Origin of the sequence: Methylobacterium komagatae, from assembly GCF_042661665.1 — a bacterium.
In the GTDB taxonomy this organism is placed as follows: Bacteria; Pseudomonadota; Alphaproteobacteria; order Rhizobiales; family Beijerinckiaceae; genus Methylobacterium; species Methylobacterium komagatae.
In genome coordinates, this window is sequence record NZ_JBHSWN010000001.1 from 3,779,748 (window position 1) to 3,796,341 (window position 16,594).

Consider the following 16,594-nt stretch of genomic DNA (forward strand, 5'->3'; position numbering starts at 1 on the left):
CTCATCTAGGGCTACCCTGCAAGCCTAGCAGCGCAGCTCGGGTGAGGGGCAGGCCATCCATAAAGGGGCTGTCCACGCGGCCGAGCAAGAGCGGTCGGATGTGAGGGCCGCGCGCGAGGACTGGTTCGATCGCCAACCTGACCTCGATCCGAATCGCCTGGTTTTCCTTGACGAGACGCCCGCCACGTCAAGGATGGTTCGCCGTTATGGCCGTGCTCCGTGCGGTCAGCGCTGCCGGATCGCCGTGCCCCACGGCCACTACAAGACCACCACCATCACTGCCGCCCTGCGCGCCACGGGACTGATCGCCAGGAGCGTCTTCGATGGAGCCACGAATGGTATACGCTTCCGCGCCTACGTCACCGAGACCCTGGCTCCGGTGCTGAAGCCCGGTAACACCGTCATCCTCGACAATCTGAACGCCCACAAGTTAGCCGGGGTGCGCGAGGCCATCGACGTGGTCGGCGCACGGGTTCGCTACCTTCCGCCCTACAGTCCCGACTTAAATCCGATCGAGAAGGTCTTTGCCAAGGTCAAAGCCCTCCCCCGGACGGCTGCTGCACGGACCGCAGTCGACCTAATCACCGCCATCGAGAACGCGTTCACCGCCGTCCGACCGGATGAATCCCGAAACTACCTCACCGCTGCCGGGTACGATGCCTGTGAGCCAACCTGAAAGGGCACGGCTCTAGAGGTCGGGCACGGTACCGGCGGTTGCGGCTCGTAGCAGATGCTCAAGCTTCGCGAAGATTTGCTCGATCGGATCGAACTTAGGTCTATAGGGTAGGAGGTACACGCCCAGCGTCCCAACCGCCTCAATAACTTCGCGCGCACCGACGACCATTTGGGCCTTCAGGTTATCGACAATGACGGTGTCCGCGGGTTGCAGCACCGGCAGGAGGCTGTCGGCCCCACGTAGCTGCTAGAACGGACACCGTTGGTGGCGCCGTCAACGAATCTGAGCGCGCACAGCCCGGTGTTGCCCAGGGCGGCTAAGAAGGTGGTAGTTCTGTAGTGGCCCTGCGGCACGAGGAGCCGTCACTGCTTACCGCTCGCGGAGCGTCCTAACCGGCGGGCCATGTTGGTGGCAGCCGCGATCACATCAAGGAAGACGGGCGTGTCCAGGTCGAGCGTCAACCCGCGGCGGCGAGCTACCACCGACACCGCCGCGTCCGGAACGAACGTCACATCCAGGATTCGCGCCTCATCGTCGGAGCCCAGAGCGTGCGACCGACCGTGCCGTCAATTACCTTGAAACGCCGGACCGTCCCCTCCGGCTCGAGTCTACGGTCAAGTCGAGACACAAAACGATCCCCCCGACGGGATCATCAAACCTCCCGATCAGATCACTCATCAGAAGACGAGATCGGAAAATCCCTTACGGCTCGGGCGCGAAATGGCCTTACTAAGCAAACCGCTCGGACCAGCGCCTGCCACTGGACCCGCCACCACCGAACCGCGGTGCCGCCTGATAGGAGGCACCCTGTGCAACGGCCGCAACGAAACACTCGCGCGGATCGACAAACAAGGGGGAAGGCATCGACGGCTGCTTGCACACTCAACACTGCCAACCTCTAACCCGTCGCAACGCTATAGGGTACGAGCCCAAACGGCAACATGACATCCATTACACGGACCCAACGCTGAACGCAGTCCTATCATTCATGCGATGCACCAAATAACGATGTCGAAGGGCACCTTTATTGACCACCCTGACTTGGTTGGCGCAACAAAGCCAAAGCATCACTTGCACTTTTGAGGCCCTGTTTTGCTGCCGTTTCGAGTAAACCCGTACCGATTTCTAAGTTTAGGGTATCCCCAACACCCCTAGCAAGCATAAGACCAGCATTGTACTGACCAAGTACATGACCCAACTCAGCAGCACGACGGTAGAACGCCAATCCTTTACCGAGGTCCGAGGGACTATGAGAACGCCTACAATAAAAAACACCAAGCTCGAAGTTAGCAGCTGCGTCGCCAAACTTTGCATTCACCTCGAGGATATCTATCGCCCTGCTCTCATCGAACTTAACATTTTCGCCCCGCAGTAATTCTTTCGCGAGCGCATTACCCGCGGCGACAACCCCCATTTCCGACGATTTCTCAAGACATTCAATTGACACTTGTGTAAGACTGTCTAATAATGAATGATCATACTTTGCAGCAAGGATAAATATCGCAGCCTCGTAATACCCGGCAGCGACAGCCGAATGAAGTAGCCTTAAAATTTCAGTATTGTCATCACCGACCTGCGATAAGAGCATCATTCTAGCCAAAACGAATTGGCCTTCGACGTCGCCGGCCGCACTTGCGCGCTCCAGCCAAAGCCGAGCCTCGCGCTGATCTTTCATGCCCGGCAAATCTGAACTCAGGAGTTTCCCTAGAGCAACCTGGGCTGGAACAACATTATTCTCCCCTGCTTTTCGAAACCAAAGAATGGCCTTTGAGAGATCTCGCTCGAAGCCTTTACCATCTCTATAGAATATCGCAGTGTTATAGGCGGCAATTATATGACCAGCTAACGCACTTAGTTCGAAATATTTAGCAGCCTGTCTTAAGTCTGTAACGACACCATCGCCTCTAGCGTACAGACAAGCAAGATTGAAATGCGCATTACTCAGCCCGGCATCAGAAGCGACTTTAAACCATTTCGCAGCTTCACGATGGTCTGAAGGAATGACACCACCCTTTATATATATTTCACCTAAGGTACATGATGCTTGAGCAACGCCCTTTTTAGCCGCTTGACGAATTAACTCTACCGCTTCTTCAGCCGCTTTCTGAGTACGACTACGGCGAAACCTCAGCAAACCCAAATCATAGCAGGCTGCTGCGTGGTGGGCTCGACATGCAACTTCAAGAAAATGCTCAACCTCCTCATGGTTGGAAGCATTGGCGGTAGAAATCTCTTTTGCAATAATATAAGATGCAGATGGATTACCTAACTCCGACGCTTTTAGTAGCCAAGATCTTCTCTGCTCAGGATCGTAGAAATTTGTATTCTTATCGCCATATACCTCGGCCAATCCCAGAGCAGCTTGGCTGATGCTAGCATTAGCTGCTGCTTCAAACCACTGCTTTGCCTGACCAACATCTCGTTCGCAACCAATACCACGATATTGCAGCCAACCGAGGTTTGCCATTGCCTCTGCCTTGCCTAGCAGAGCGGAGCTACGAAGCCAGCGAAACGCTTCGAGGTCGTCCTTTAGTTTCTCAATTCCTTCGGGAAAGATCAGGGGTATAAGTTCCCCTTTTCTTTCGGAGAAAGTAGTTGCCCACCTAGCCGATGAACCAATGCACCAAGCTGTATCATGATCAGTCAGATGAGCGAGACCCAATTCGAATTGAGCATCTCGTTGCCCGGAAGCAGCGGCAGATTTGAACCATCTCAAAGCCTCACTTCCCGACCATATACATCCACGCGCGGTCTTGTAATTGCATCCTAGCTCATAGCATGCGTCAACGTGGCCACTGCTCGCCGCTATAGCCATATATCTGTGCGATCTTGCGAGCTTATCATTCTCGCGCAGCTTCAAAGCCCTTGTAAAGAAATATCTACCCTTAATACCGGCGAACCATGACACAGCGATCTTTGCCATCAGGGTTCTCGCATTGACTCGTTAACACTTCGGGTCGCGCCAGCAATGATGTATCCAAGTATCGAGCGGTCGCCAATGTGAATATCTGCAGTAAGAGTCATTCCCGGAACAAGCCGAAACGACTTCGGAACTCTCACAAATCGACTTTCACTAATAGTTGCCCGCGCACGATAAAAGGGGTTTACGGCTCTGCCCTCGTCGTCAACCGTAAATGCGCCTTCACTAATCCAACTCAACTTCCCGAATGCTTGACCATGTTCAATGAAGGGAAACGCATCGACTTTGACAGAAACCGCGTCGCCAGCTCGCACGAATCCGATATCTCTCGCAGATATATTTAGCTCTACCTCAATTGGAGTGTTTTCGGGAACGATACTTAACAACGTTGTCCCGCTCTGAAGCACAGCACCAACTGAAACCTTTGCTCTAGACAAAACGAATGCGTCTTCAGGCGCGGTGAGCCTGACTAAGTCCTTATGCCGTGATGCCTTAGCAAGTTGCGCGATTAAGCCATCACGATTGCCCTGCGCGCTCACCAAATCCTGGCTACTGGTCGACATCCACTGCTGCACAAAAGCATCCCGATCCGCTTTGATGGACGCAATTTGGTGACGTGCCTCAATCAAAGAATTTTGCCCGTTCTCCATAGTGCGCAGCATTTCAAGACGGGTATCGCTAGCTAACAGGAGATTCAGGAGGCTCCCCGCTTGCCGCTCGACTAGAGTCTGCCTCATTCCCTCGATTTGTTGTGAGATTTTCTCCCTCTCTTTATAACGTACTTCGTCCCCTTGAAGTTTTTGGATCGTCGCCTGAGTTTGTGCAATCTTCTGGTCGAAGCTTGCCATTTGCGCGTTGAACTGAAGTTTGCGCTGATCGTAAAGATTTTTTTGAAGCCTCACATACTCATTTTTATCTCGCTCTTCATTCGACGGATTATAATCATTCCGCGTTTGCTCGGCGTTCGCCCGGCTAATCTGTGCATCAACGCTTGCGAGCTGACGGGCAAGCTGATCCACGTCTGCTTCGGCAAAGGTCGGATCGAGGGTAGCGAGCAGTTGCCCTTTGGCTACGCGATCACCTTCTTTGACATCGAGTGTCTTTATGAGGGAGTTGTCGAGAGCTTGAAATAAGATCGCCCCCTGCGACGGAACGATTTTGCCTCGCTCGCTGGTGATAACGCGGTCAACCCGCGCAACAGCGGCAAACGCCAGCGACGTCACTAAGACTCCCGCGGCAATCCAACTAGTTAAGCGAATGATTTTTAAATCGGACGAGTTCCGCAGTTCCTCAACTTCCGATTGAAAGTTCGTGAGCTCTTTGTCTTGTGAAGATATCTTCATATCAAAATCTCGTTTAGTTTACTAGTCGTAATCTCGGTTCCTGCAGAGTAGTTGTCGGCGGATTTTGTCTATTCCATAGCTCACGATATATATCACACCGGTTTAGTAATTCGGTGTGGCGTCCTACATCCTCTACATGGCCTTTTTCAAGCACGAGTATCGCGTCGGAAGAAACGAGGGACGACAATCGATGAGAGATCACGATTACACTTCTATTTGCAGCGATTTTTTGCAAGTTTTCGTTCACGATCGCTTCACTGTCTGGATCGAGGGCGCTCGTTGCCTCATCAAGTATCAAAATTCTCGGATCTGTGATTAGTGCTCGTGCGATCGCTATTCTTTGTCTTTGACCGCCCGAAAGATTAGTTGAGCCTTCGTTCAGCAAGGTGTCGTATCCCTGCGGCAATCGTTCGATGAACTCTTCTGCACCCGCCAGTCGGGATGCTCTCACGACTTCCTCAAAGGTCGCGCTCACTTTTGCCGCCGTGATGTTATCCCGCACCGATCCCGCAAATAGGAAATTGTCTTGCAACACGACACCAAGACTTGAACGCAAATGATCGAGTGCGTATTCTCTAATATCTATGCCATCGATCTTGATCATCCCGTCGAAATCATTATGCAATCGCTGCAAGAGCCTCGTGATTGTGGTCTTTCCACTACCACTTCGCCCCATCACTCCCAGTGTTTGACCAGCCTGCAAGACAAATTTTGCATTCTTCAATGTTGGAGAAGTAGCCCCAGGATACTTAAACGTTACGTCAGCAAATTCGATTTGGCCCTGAATCTGACTACGAACTCCCTGCCCATGCTTTTGGTCCTCGGCGGGATTGTTTACTAGTGAAGATACTAATTGTACCGAACTCTTTGCCTCTTCATACTGCTCTACAAGCTGCGCCATTTGTCGCATCGGTCCAACTACGCGCTGACTTAGCAGAAGAAAAACAAATAACTCTGCGACGTTGGACGGGTCCGTAGCCGTCATCGCAAGATACACACCGATGGCCATCGTGCCAGAGACCATGAAGCGCTCAATTGGCAGGATAGTTGACTGGATTAAATTCGCGAGATTTCCTTCCTTCATTCGGAGCTTCGCTGTTTTAGCCACGTAGGATTCGTATTGGTATATCTGTCGACTTTCCAGCGCGAGTGATTTGATAGTTCGTATTCCCTGAAGTGTTTGTATCAAGAAAGACCTTTGCAAGCCATCGGCGGCAATAGCTTCGCTGCTACGCTTCGCGAATACAGGCAACATCGCCATTGTCCAAAGCGCAATGACAACGCAACACGATAATACAATTCCGGTCAGCACCGGACTCAACATAAACATCACAGGGATAAACACGACCAAACATATACCGTCGAGAAGTGTGCCGAGAAGTTGGTTCGAAAGGAAGGCACGAATTTTCGAGATTTCGCTCATATTGCGAGCGATCAAGCCGACTGGTGTACGTTCAAACAAATCAACTGGTTGTCTAAGTACCCGTTCGAAAACTAGCGTTGAGAGCTTTACGTCTATGCGTGTGATCAAGACATTCATCAGAGCACGACGTACGAAAGAGAATAGTGTTTCAAAGATAATACAAATGCCCAGTGCTATTGATAATACTATGAACGTGCTCAACGCGTGGTGCATTAAAACACGATCCGTCATAAGTCGAAAGAACAGTATTGGCACAAGGGTTAGTAGACTAAGAAACAGCGCCGAAAGTGTAATATCACGAATTATATTGCGATCTCGGAACATTAGCGTCGCAATCAAACCCATGCCGAAAGGTTGACTTTCGTCCTTCACGCCGTACTCGCGGCGGAATAGCATAATCTCCCCCGCCCAAATCTCCTCAAATTTGACGCGGTCGAGTGTCAAATAGATATCGTCAGGATCGTCTGGGTTTTGCAGCTGTACTTGCTCAGCCGTAGAATTGCTTAGTACCTTACGAAGAAGTAGAGGGGTACCATCGCCCAGAAAAACGATTACAGGCAAAGATCTCTCAATTTTTTGGAGCCCGCTCCAAGATAAAGTAAGATGCTTTGATTTTAGACCAGATTTGTTAGCGCATTCTTTTAGTTTTTGTTTGTTTATCTTAGAAGCGTCGAAGTTATTGTCTTTGCAGATTTTAGCAGTTGTCAAGTGTAGGCCGTGCGATCGTGCGATGACAACTAAGCTCGACAACAGCGCGGACGAATGCGGTTCCTCATTGAGGTCATTTATCCGCTTCTTATGATCCTGAAACATGCTTCACCCGAAATTTTCGGCTCTAGGTCGGTTATCCGTAACCCTTTGGCTTGCTCAATTTGAGGCGCTAAAATGGCAAGGGGCGACCTAGTCGCCCCCTGCATTCGCGGCTTTTTTAAGGCTCAAGGCAGCTTGTGCGTAGTGTTGTCAGATAAGAATTTGAGTTCATCGACGCCGCTGACGGTGAGGGTCTGGCTGGAGCTATTGAAAGTAATCGTAGTGGAGCCATCCGAATTACTCTTGAATTCAGCTTCTGCCCCGGCATAACCCGATATGTTGACATGACTGGTCCCAGACCCGCCGACGATCGTGTCGTTGCCGTCGAACTTTCCAATTTCGAAAGTCGTCGTGCCACTTCCGCCATATAGCAGAGCCTGTCCGTTGCCCGCGTACAGTGTATCGTTTCCGGAACCGGCATGGAGGGTGTCAGTTCCTCCAAAAGCGTATAATGAATTATTTCCTTGATTTACAGCCAGATAGTCGCTCCCAGCTCCTCCTCTCAGAGTATCGTGAGCGCCATTGCCAAGTCCGCCGTATAGAGTGTCACCGCCGGTACCTGCGTAAAGGACGCTCTGCCCCCCGCCGTAAAGAGTGTCGTGACCACTTCCTCCTTGAAGTGTATCCAGGCCGGCACCGCCGAAAAGTAGGTTGTTGCCCTGTGATACCCAAAGAAGATCGTTGCCACCCCCACTATTTAGCGTGTCGTGAGCACTGCTCGTTAGACCCCCGTAAAGGGTATCGCCGCCCGATCCAGCATAGAGCGCGGTGGTTCCGCCGCCATACAACGTGTCGTGGCCACTCCCTCCCTGGAGCGTGTCAAGCCCGGAATTCGCCACGAGAACATTGTCGCCGTACTTGACGGAAAGCAAATTGGCTCCGGCGCCGGCAGTTAGAGTGTCATGCGCTCCCGCGGCCATTCCGCCATACAGTGTGTCACCGTTGGTTCCGACGAATAGCTTTCCAGTTCCACCAGAGATGGTGCTTTGTCCTGTGTTGTCAGCAGAGTCACCGCTTTGTGCTATAGCCGTAACGAAGGTTGAGGTCCCGTTTCCTAACATCGTCACGGGACTGCTATCATACGAGCCAGCAACCGGCTGTCCATTGAGTTTTATGTCACCAATATACAGATTTCTATCACCCCATTGGCCGCCATAAAGATCATTATTGAAGACAACATCAACCTTATGAGCCAATGTCGGATCAAAGTTTCCTTTTACGATATAAGTTTGCCACTGATTCTGCGAATGTAGCGCGGATACGCCTTCTTGATTTGAAATACCGGTCCCGTTAATTGTGCTTAGTTGACCATTTACGGCAACGCCGTCGACATACACAATGAAATTTGGATTGCCCGAGTACTGATCACCTGACAGACGAATCGTCAACGTGTCGTCGCCCGCTGCGACGGGTTTGATCGTTCCCGCAACCGAGGTTGTGAACGATTGACTGCTATTTGAGTATAGTGATGTTGGGGACTCATTTCTGGTCCCGAATACTTCCTGTCCTGCAATAGTTATCTTTCCGATGTAGAGGTTACGATCCTGATTCCCCCCGCCGAAAGCGTCGTTATTAAATGATACGGTTATCTCATGGGCGGATTTAGTATCGTAGACTCCGTCGACCGAGAACGTTTGCCATTGTCCTTGAGTATGACTTGCGGATACGCCGGCGTTATTTGCCGTACCTGTCCCGCCGATCTCGCTCAGATTGCCGCTTACTAGTTTGCCATCGACGTAAATCGAGAATTCGGGGTTACCAGCGTACTGGTCTCCGGATAGTTGGATTAACAGCTTGCCGGTAGTAGAGTTTTCTGCGGGCGCGCTTACATTGTCTTTCGCGTCGTCAACCAAGTTTGCTAGGTTTTGCCCGGTGTACTGAGCCTCAACGGATTGAAGAGATTGCCCTTGAGGATTGTTGAGAATAGCGGCGGCCGTCGTGCCTGTCGCTACTTGCTGCACCGCGCTTGTAGCGAGGAAAACGTTCGTGCCTCCAGATGTCGCTGCGACGGCAGCGTCAATCGCCGCGTTTGTAGAAGACGCGATATTTCCGATGCTTTCCGCGGCATCCGCGCTTACGGTCGTACCGGCGGTCGTTGCAGCCGACGTTAGAACCTGCTGCAAGCTGACCGACGAACCCAGATCGACGGATTGCCCGGCGGATACGGAAGCACTGATTTTATCTGCAAGTGCAGAGAGAACGCTATCTGTCGCAACCTCCTTCGAGACACCTCCTTGACTGCTGAGGCCGGCGCTTAGCACTACGATTGTGTCGTAGATCTTCGCCCCGGCTAGGTATGCGTCGGTTGCGCCGGTGTCGCCGCTGATCGCTCCAGCGATAGGATCTAAGGTCAGGAGGCTTTGCCCAGGGTTTAGACTTATGCCAAGTCCGGTCAATACCTTTGATTCTGCTGCTGCGAGATCTGCCGCGGTCGCGTTGGGCGGCAGCAGTGCGTTCACAAGGGTTGTCAGTGGCGAGATGAATTTGGAACCTGCCGGCGCTGATAAGGTCACCTTTATCGGAAGGTTCGTTGACGTATCTGTACCTCCGACGCTGTAGAGCGTGCCGGACGCATTCGTTAGTATAAATTTCCCTAGCGAATCACTGATAGCGCTAGCTTCACCAGCATCGAAAATTCCATTGCCGTTTGCGTCTGCAAAGACTGTCGCGCCGGAGATATATCCGTCGCCGGTGCCGCCCTCTTGGGTTTGTGATCCATAATCGGCCACGGTTAATCCCCCTGCATTTTGATCTGGTGGTGCGCAGAGCGCTTAAAACTATCGGATACCGGCCGACCGGAAGACGCGGACGCGACCCGGCCTGGCAGGCGGAATTGGATTGGCTGCAGAGGCGGCAGGCAATTTCACCCTTGACGGCGTTTGGGGCTGGATCGGGCGATTTTCGTGGATTGGTCCGATGAGCGCGACTTTGAGCCCAACCATTGGATCAACGCCGGAATTGCTGATGACTTCGACGAGTTGCCCTGTGACTCGTTTGACGGAGGCGCCAAGAAATAAAGCCTCTGCCTCTATTTGAAACTGCGTTGCCGAACCGCCGGTGAGACGCATACGTAGGCCGAGCAGGGGGCGGGCTTGCCCGCGTGTGCCTGCGAATTCGCCTCGCATCCACCGGGTCCAACTTCCACCACCGACCTGCACTTGATACTCGACACCCAGACCGGCGGCCTGCCCAACAACAGCTATCTCCAGGCCTTCCACCGGTGCCGGACTATCGGGCCCGGCCACCCATATGCCGCCCCCCACTCGTACGTCGCCGCGTCGCGACACATGTCCCAATAGCGCAATTGAGGGAGGTGGGTTGAGGACCTGTTGCTGCGAACCCGGTGCCTCATAGAAATTGGTGGCAGTTTCATCGCCCCGAACCGCATCACCGAGCAGCGATTCGAGCCGAAGCTCAGCCTCGGTGCCGCCACCGGTTATCGTGGAGGTGATCGTGACATGAAGGCTGCTCGCCCGTTCGGCGCGCACGACCACGCAACCACCCGGAGCTGAGATCGAGCCAGCCCGATCCCCCGGAGCAGAGAGCACGGTCACGACCCCCTCGCTCCCCGGCGATGGACGCACAAAGACGTGAGGCGCGCCATAGGACGACAGCGCCTGGACATAGCGCAGGACGAACAGGCCTGCCTCGAGCGGCACGGATGCAACGCGCTCTGCCATCTCACCCTTCCACGGATTGCACGGATGCTCGCACAGCCGCGCTTGTGCCATTTTGTAGATCGCGCCCTGAAGCAGCGTCAACACTACATTAAGCGTGTTTGCGGCGAAATTTGTACTTAGTTGCCGAAAAACGACGCCGACATACTTGGTTAATTCGGCAAGTTTCAGCAATTCGGCCAAATTTATTTGGCCGAAGCAAGTCTCGATAAGTTAACTTTTCGTGATGTCTTCAAGCCTTGGCCGAACATCAGTCAAAACTGGCGGCCAATACTTTGTGCAACTGCCACGACTAGGCAGCACGTCACACGATGTGGCCCCATTGTTCTCATTTCGCCGTTCGACTCTCTGCCGCAGCTCTTGCACGACTCGGGCCAACGGTCACGAATCATTGATTACCCTGTCTTCGACCGCGGCGCATCATTCATTTGATGGAAATCATAACGGTCAAATTTTTCGACAATTCTCTTGGTCGTGCTTTTGCAGTCACATCCGCCAGGGACCTCGAGGCTCTTACCACAGTGCAGCGCAGCGCAACCGGAGCAATTCCGCTCTGAAATCCACCCAATATCGCCCGACGATCAGCCATCGAACGCTCCCGCGCCAAGCTTGACTGTGAATACTTAGGCCAATTTGGCTGATCCGTAGAATGGCTGTTGGGCCAGATCACCGTACGGATCAGTTAAAAGCCGCGAGATTAGCGAGGAGATCCTTCTGCTCGGCCGGATGCGATGGGGTGATGAGCTCCAGAAGCTGTTTGCTGGGAAAGTGAGGTTGCCCAATCGAGCGGGTAAGCCCGCATGCCCACCAAGTTCGAGCCACTGTTCGCGACCGCGTTGCAGCAATAGCCTGCGGCTTTATGTCAAAATCGCAGGTCAGCTATGAATATTAGGAATGGGGTCATCATACCCTTCGAATGCTCGCGCTTGCGAAGCGCGCATTCAAAGCCAGGTGGCCGATAGCCTCACGCATCCTTGGAGGCGATTGAGCTGAGCACGAAATCCGCCACGGCGCGGATTTCGTTCGCGGCGCCGCTCTCGGGAGCGGCGCTGGTCACCGTCACGCCCTGGGTGAAGGCACGCACGAAATACACGTCGTGGCTTAGGGCCGGGCTGACGCTCTCGCCGAGCCCACTGAGCTCATCGGTGATCTGCTGGCCTTCCGGCGTCTGGATATCGACCCGGGTCGGCACGATCACGATCTGCGCCTTCGAGCGCGAGTCGCTGCGCAGGGCGGTCACCACATTCATCAGCGTGGTGCGCGCGGCGTTGATGTCGAGGCTCGAGGGTCCGCAGGGGATGATCACGAGATCGGCGACGTCGACGGCGGCCCGGGAGACCGAGCTCAGTCCAGCGGGGGTGTCGATCAGGATCACGTCGGCGCGCTGCTTGAGGATGTTGCGCAGCCACTGCGAGAGCGTGCCGCTCGACAGCAATTCCGGGCGAACCTCGAAGCCGAGCTTTCGCGGGATCGCCCAGGCTGACGCCGATCCTTGTGGGTCGGCATCGACCACCACCGGCGTCATGCCGCGCTGCTTCATGGCGCCGGCGAGGTTGATGGCGAGCGTCGTCTTGCCCACGCCGCCCTTCTGCTGAACGATCGAGATGACTTGCATAGGCTGTGTAGACGAGTCCCGCGGCCATCGGATTCGCCGCTCAGTCCTGATCCCGCGCGAGTGCGGCGCCGGTCACACAGATGAGGAATCCACTGAGACTGTTTTACACGCGTGCCTTGCGCCAGCAATGAGATCGCACCGCCCGTGGTGACTTGTCCCGCTGTGTGACTTTATCGACCCGCGTGGCCTCCTCCGGCCGCGGCTGTCAGCAGCGCGAGTTGACCCGCGGCCGCCCGGCGCCGCTCGAAGCCCGCAGACGCGCTCGCCCGGGCCTGCTGCCGCAGGGCCATATAGCGGTGCGGGTCACCCAGAGCATCGATCGCGGTCGCGGCCAGACGCCGGATGTCGAAGAACGGGACGAGGAGCCCGTTCTGACCGTGGGTGATCACTTCGCGCACGGGCGCGGTGTCCGATCCGATCACCAGACAGCCCGCGCTCATCGCCTCGACCAGCGACCACGACAGGACGAAGGGGTAGGTCAGGTAGACATGCGCCCGGCTGATCTGGAGAAGGCTCAAGTATTGAGCGTAGGGCAGGGCGCCGACGAAGTGCACCCGGCGCGGGTCGATCCGCCCGGCGACCTCGGCGCGGTAGGTGTCCTTCCAGCTGCGCCCATCGGGGGAGGGCGGTCCGTACGACACGGAATCCCCACCGACGATGACGACCTGTGCCTGGGGACGCGCCCGGAGGATCTCCGGCAGGGCACGCATGAACACGTGGTAGCCGCGCAAAGGCTCGAGATTGCGGGCGACGAAGGTCAGGACTTCGGACTGCGCGTTGAGGCTATAGCCCGAGGGAAGGTGGAACACGGCATAGGGGTCGGGGCGCACCGCCTCGGTGTCGACGCCCTCATGGGCGACGGCGATCTTGCCGTGGAACTCGCTCGGATAGGTCGAGCGCTGCCACTGGGTCGGCGAGAGGCCGAGGTCGCATTCGGCGAGCGCCAGCAACTGGCTCGCGTTCTTGGCCCGGAGATAGGTCAGGCCGTCGATCCCGAGCTTGGGGAATTCCGGGTCGAAATGGACGTCCTGGCCCTGCTCCCGGTAAAAGTATTCGCAGTAGACGATCAGTCTGGCCCGCGGAAACTTCGCGCGCAGCGGCAGCGTCTCGCCCCAGCCGCTATGGGCCACGATCACGTCGGGGACGAAGCCCGATCCTTCGAGGGCGTTGAGCGCGTAGAGCACCTGCTCGGCCCGGCGCGCCTCGGAATCGAACCGGCGCGCGAAGGAATGGACCGCGGCGTGCCCGACATCCTGGAAATGGTAGCGCTCCAGCCGCACGCCACGGACGCCGCCCGCCGTCTGCGAGCCGATCGCGGCGACCCGGTGCGCGGGATCGGCGACGAGGGTCTCCGCGAGGTAGCGGAACTGGGCCGGGAAGTTCGTATGGACGAACAGGACGTTCATGGGGCGGACCACCGTCCCTGGTCAGGCAAGGTTACGCGGAGAGGGGCCTGCTCATAACAGAGCGTCGAGCGACGCCCCAGATGCGCGGCGCGGGGACAGGCACGCGCCGGGCCAGACGTCATCGCACCAGGGCTTGCTGCTCGGTGCCCGAGAACATCCCCTCCAGGCGCTCCAGGCGCGCCTCGGGCATGAGGCCCAAGGCCCAGAGGTCGTAGAACCCGCCCTTGCCGGTGCGCACCTCGGTGAACCCGACATCGAGGAAGTAGCGCGCCATCCGGTCCGCCGTGAAGCCGGTATTGTGCGCCATGTAGGTGTTGCCCGAAGCGATCGAGGGCCCGTGCCCGAACAGCATGTCGATGGTGGTGATCGGCCCGGCCGGCGCCGTGTAGATCGCCGATTCCGCCTTGCCCTCGAGGATCAGCGTCGCGATCGCGTGCAGGTCCGGGCAGGTGACCAGCGCAAAGCCATCCGGCTTGAGCACCCGGGCGATCTCGCGAAAGGCGGGCAGCACCTCGTGGGCATGCAGATGCTCGAAATTATGCGACGACCAGATCGCGTCGAAGCTGGCGTCACCCACGAGGCCGCGCATGTCCGAGACCGAGCCGACGAGGTCGGGCGCGACCCGCGCGTCGATGTCGAGGCGCACCTCGGTCCAGCCCAGGGTGCGGAACACCGGGTGCAGCTTCATCGGGTTGAGCGGCCCGCTGCCGGTGTTGAGCACGCGCCTCTGGCGAGCGGACTGCGCTGAATCCGGCACGAACGCTTCCCCCACGAATCCAGGCGCCCCAGCGCCCGGCCACACGAGCCCCGGCGGAAACGCCACGCGGTGAAGGCTTGGCGAACCGGGAGTGCTTGGCGAATGACGGTGTACCGCCTGATTTCGCCCCGTCCTTCGCGCTTAGCACTGGCCCGGCACCCTGCCAATTCTTCATCAGACCGGTTCGACGTCATCCGAACGGTGAAGGTTACGCTGTCGCGCCACGCGCGGGCGTGGGGGACAGGCAAGCGCGGCATAGGCCGGGTCGATGAGACCGAGCAGGGGCGAGTAAGCGGGATCGGCGGCGAGAACGCCCCCCCACCGGGCGCGCAAGGCTGCCACTTCCCGGCTGCGCTGCGGATCGACGCCCTTGCGAGCGGGCTCCGGCGCCCCGGGAGCAGCCACCCGCACGAGTTCGAGATGGGGGGTGAGGACCACGCGCGCGCCTCGCGCGCCGAGCCGCAGGCACAGGTCGAGGGCCGGGTAATGGACGGGGAAGCGCACCTCGTCGAACCCACCGAGGGCGAAGATGTCGCAGCGGCGCAGGAGGAGGCACCCGGCCGCCACCGCGCTCGGCTCGCGCGCGACCCGCATTAGATCGCCCGGCCCCGGCTCGTCGGCGAGATGATCGGTCAGGGCTTCGCCCACGCCGAAACCCGGCCCGAGGACGAGACCGCCATGGTGCACGAGGCCACTGGCCGACCGCACCACCGCGCCGACCACCGCGGTCGAGGGCTCGCGCAGGCGACCCAGCAATTCGAGGAGCCATCCCTCGTCTCGGATCTCGAGATCGCCGTCGAGGTAACAGAGGAGGTCGCCCTTCGCCGCCGCGGCCATGCGGTTCATCGCGCGGGCGGGCGACCACGGCCTCGCCCCGTCCGGCGCGAGGGCGCCTTGGCCGAGGACGAGGAGTTCGCCGCCGATCCTGTCGAGGGCCGGGCGCAGGGCCTCGAGGCGGGGGGCGAGCCCGTCGCGATCGCGGCCGGGCATGACGAGGAGGCTCACCGTGCCCTCGGAAGGCTCTCGCTCGACCCGGATCGCCGGGAGAACAGCCCCGTTGCCGGGCCAGATCCGCGCCGGGATCGCGCGAGCCTGAAGATGGGCCGCCGTCGCCTCCGACAGGCGGCGCGTCGCCGCCGCGAGATCGAGCGGGGGCAGCGTCGCCGCGATCCCCGGCAGATGAAGCACGGTCCGGCGGGCGCGGACCGGATCGTCGATCTGCGCGAGGACGAGGCGATAGAGGTCGCCAGCGCCCGCGTTCAGGGCGGAGACGGCCCGCTCGCGGGGCAGGGCGAAGAGCCGTGCGCCGTAGCCCTGCTCCAGCCAGCGCTCGTAGTCGAAGCTCGGCCAGGCGAGGATCGTCTCCGCACCGGGTGCCCCGATCAGGGCATCGCCGTAGACCAGATAGCCCTCAGGATCCGCGCCGAGGGCGGCAGCGAGCCGGGCCGGGGCGTCGCGGACGAAGCGCGTGCCGGCGGGGGCGAGGATCACGTGATCGAGGTCTCTCGCCTCGCCCGTCAGGAAAGCGAGGAGATCAGCCGGGGCGAAGCCGATCCCGTCCGGCGAGGGCAGGGCGGCGAGGCTTGCGAGACCGGACGCGTCCGCCGCACTCTCACGGGTGCGCGTCACCGCCTCGGGCTCGTCCCCGACGAGGACGATGGCCCAGGAACGCGCTGTCGGCGCGGGCGCCGGGTCTGGGAAGCGGCGCAGCCACGCCTGCACCCCGGCGAGCGGCGCCGTGGCGGGCGAGAGGGCATCGAACAGACGCGCGCGCTGCGCGACGCCCCCGGTCTCCGGCCCGTAGGCGCGCAGGGCGAGCCTGTTCGAGGGGATCGGGAAAGGCGACCAGGGCGACCGGGTTGCCGCCCAGGGGAATACCTGCGCCGTCGGTGACGACCACGCGCTTGGCCAATCCATCGGCCAGCCGCTCGGGCAGGTGCAGGATGAAGCCCGGCACCGGCCGCTCG

At 57.8% G+C, this 16,594-nt stretch carries 10 protein-coding genes and 1 pseudogene; 1 reads left to right on the forward strand and 10 read right to left on the reverse strand.

Going from position 1 to position 16,594, the window contains the following annotated elements:
* Positions 1–61 precede the first annotated feature (61 nt).
* Positions 62–676, forward strand: a pseudogene (locus ACFQE0_RS18855) (IS630 family transposase); the annotation flags it as partial.
* Positions 677–688: 12 nt separating this feature from the next.
* Here the strand turns inward: ACFQE0_RS18855 and ACFQE0_RS18860 are convergent.
* From ACFQE0_RS18860 to ACFQE0_RS18905, 10 genes are all read right to left on the reverse strand, one after another.
* A complete protein-coding gene (locus ACFQE0_RS18860; RefSeq protein ID WP_378972404.1) occupies positions 689–892 on the reverse strand; it encodes a hypothetical protein in 204 nt (67 codons plus the stop codon).
* Positions 893–1,700: 808 nt separating this feature from the next.
* On the reverse strand, positions 1,701–3,599 hold the full coding sequence (locus ACFQE0_RS18865) for a tetratricopeptide repeat protein (protein ID WP_378972406.1): 1,899 nt from the start codon (positions 3,597–3,599) through the stop codon (positions 1,701–1,703).
* Positions 3,599–4,939: an HlyD family type I secretion periplasmic adaptor subunit gene (locus ACFQE0_RS18870; protein WP_378972408.1), complete on the reverse strand. Its 1,341-nt coding sequence runs from the start codon at positions 4,937–4,939 to the stop codon at positions 3,599–3,601. The genes ACFQE0_RS18865 and ACFQE0_RS18870 overlap by 1 nt, the downstream gene beginning before the upstream one ends.
* 13 nt (positions 4,940–4,952) lie before the next feature.
* The gene (locus tag ACFQE0_RS18875) at positions 4,953–7,175 is read right to left on the reverse strand and encodes a peptidase domain-containing ABC transporter (protein ID WP_378972410.1); all 2,223 of its coding nucleotides are present in this window, start codon (positions 7,173–7,175) and stop codon (positions 4,953–4,955) included.
* A 122-nt stretch (positions 7,176–7,297) separates the two neighbouring features.
* Positions 7,298–9,901, reverse strand: coding sequence for a carbohydrate-binding domain-containing protein (locus ACFQE0_RS18880; protein WP_378972413.1), 2,604 nt, complete (start codon positions 9,899–9,901; stop codon positions 7,298–7,300).
* Positions 9,902–9,949: 48 nt separating this feature from the next.
* A complete protein-coding gene (locus ACFQE0_RS18885; RefSeq protein WP_378972415.1) occupies positions 9,950–11,032 on the reverse strand; it encodes a hypothetical protein in 1,083 nt (360 codons plus the stop codon).
* A gap of 781 nt (positions 11,033–11,813) precedes the next feature.
* Positions 11,814–12,464 carry an AAA family ATPase gene (locus tag ACFQE0_RS18890; protein WP_378972417.1) on the reverse strand — a complete coding sequence of 217 codons (651 nt, stop codon included), beginning with the start codon at positions 12,462–12,464 and terminating at the stop codon, positions 11,814–11,816.
* A 170-nt stretch (positions 12,465–12,634) separates the two neighbouring features.
* Positions 12,635–13,870, reverse strand: coding sequence for a glycosyltransferase (locus tag ACFQE0_RS18895; RefSeq protein WP_378972419.1), 1,236 nt, complete (start codon positions 13,868–13,870; stop codon positions 12,635–12,637).
* A gap of 118 nt (positions 13,871–13,988) precedes the next feature.
* Positions 13,989–14,627, reverse strand: coding sequence for a class I SAM-dependent methyltransferase (locus ACFQE0_RS18900; RefSeq protein ID WP_378972421.1), 639 nt, complete (start codon positions 14,625–14,627; stop codon positions 13,989–13,991).
* A gap of 174 nt (positions 14,628–14,801) precedes the next feature.
* Positions 14,802–16,544 (reverse strand): glycosyltransferase family 2 protein, encoded by a 1,743-nt coding sequence (locus ACFQE0_RS18905; RefSeq protein WP_378972423.1) that lies wholly within the window; start codon positions 16,542–16,544, stop codon positions 14,802–14,804.
* Between the last annotated feature and the right edge of the window lie 50 nt (positions 16,545–16,594).

What these genes read in the sequence shown, in the direction of transcription:
- ACFQE0_RS18870 (WP_378972408.1), bottom strand. Translation starts at nt 4,939, where the DNA reads ATGAAGATATCTTCACAAGACAAAGAGCTCACGAACTTTCAATCGGAA.
- ACFQE0_RS18905 (WP_378972423.1), bottom strand. Translation starts at nt 16,544, where the DNA reads ATGGATTGGCCAAGCGCGTGGTCGTCACCGACGGCGCAGGTATTCCCC.
- ACFQE0_RS18895 (WP_378972419.1), bottom strand. Translation starts at nt 13,870, where the DNA reads ATGAACGTCCTGTTCGTCCATACGAACTTCCCGGCCCAGTTCCGCTAC.
- ACFQE0_RS18875 (WP_378972410.1), bottom strand. Translation starts at nt 7,175, where the DNA reads ATGTTTCAGGATCATAAGAAGCGGATAAATGACCTCAATGAGGAACCG.
- ACFQE0_RS18865 (WP_378972406.1), bottom strand. Translation starts at nt 3,599, where the DNA reads ATGGCAAAGATCGCTGTGTCATGGTTCGCCGGTATTAAGGGTAGATAT.
- ACFQE0_RS18890 (WP_378972417.1), bottom strand. Translation starts at nt 12,464, where the DNA reads ATGCAAGTCATCTCGATCGTTCAGCAGAAGGGCGGCGTGGGCAAGACG.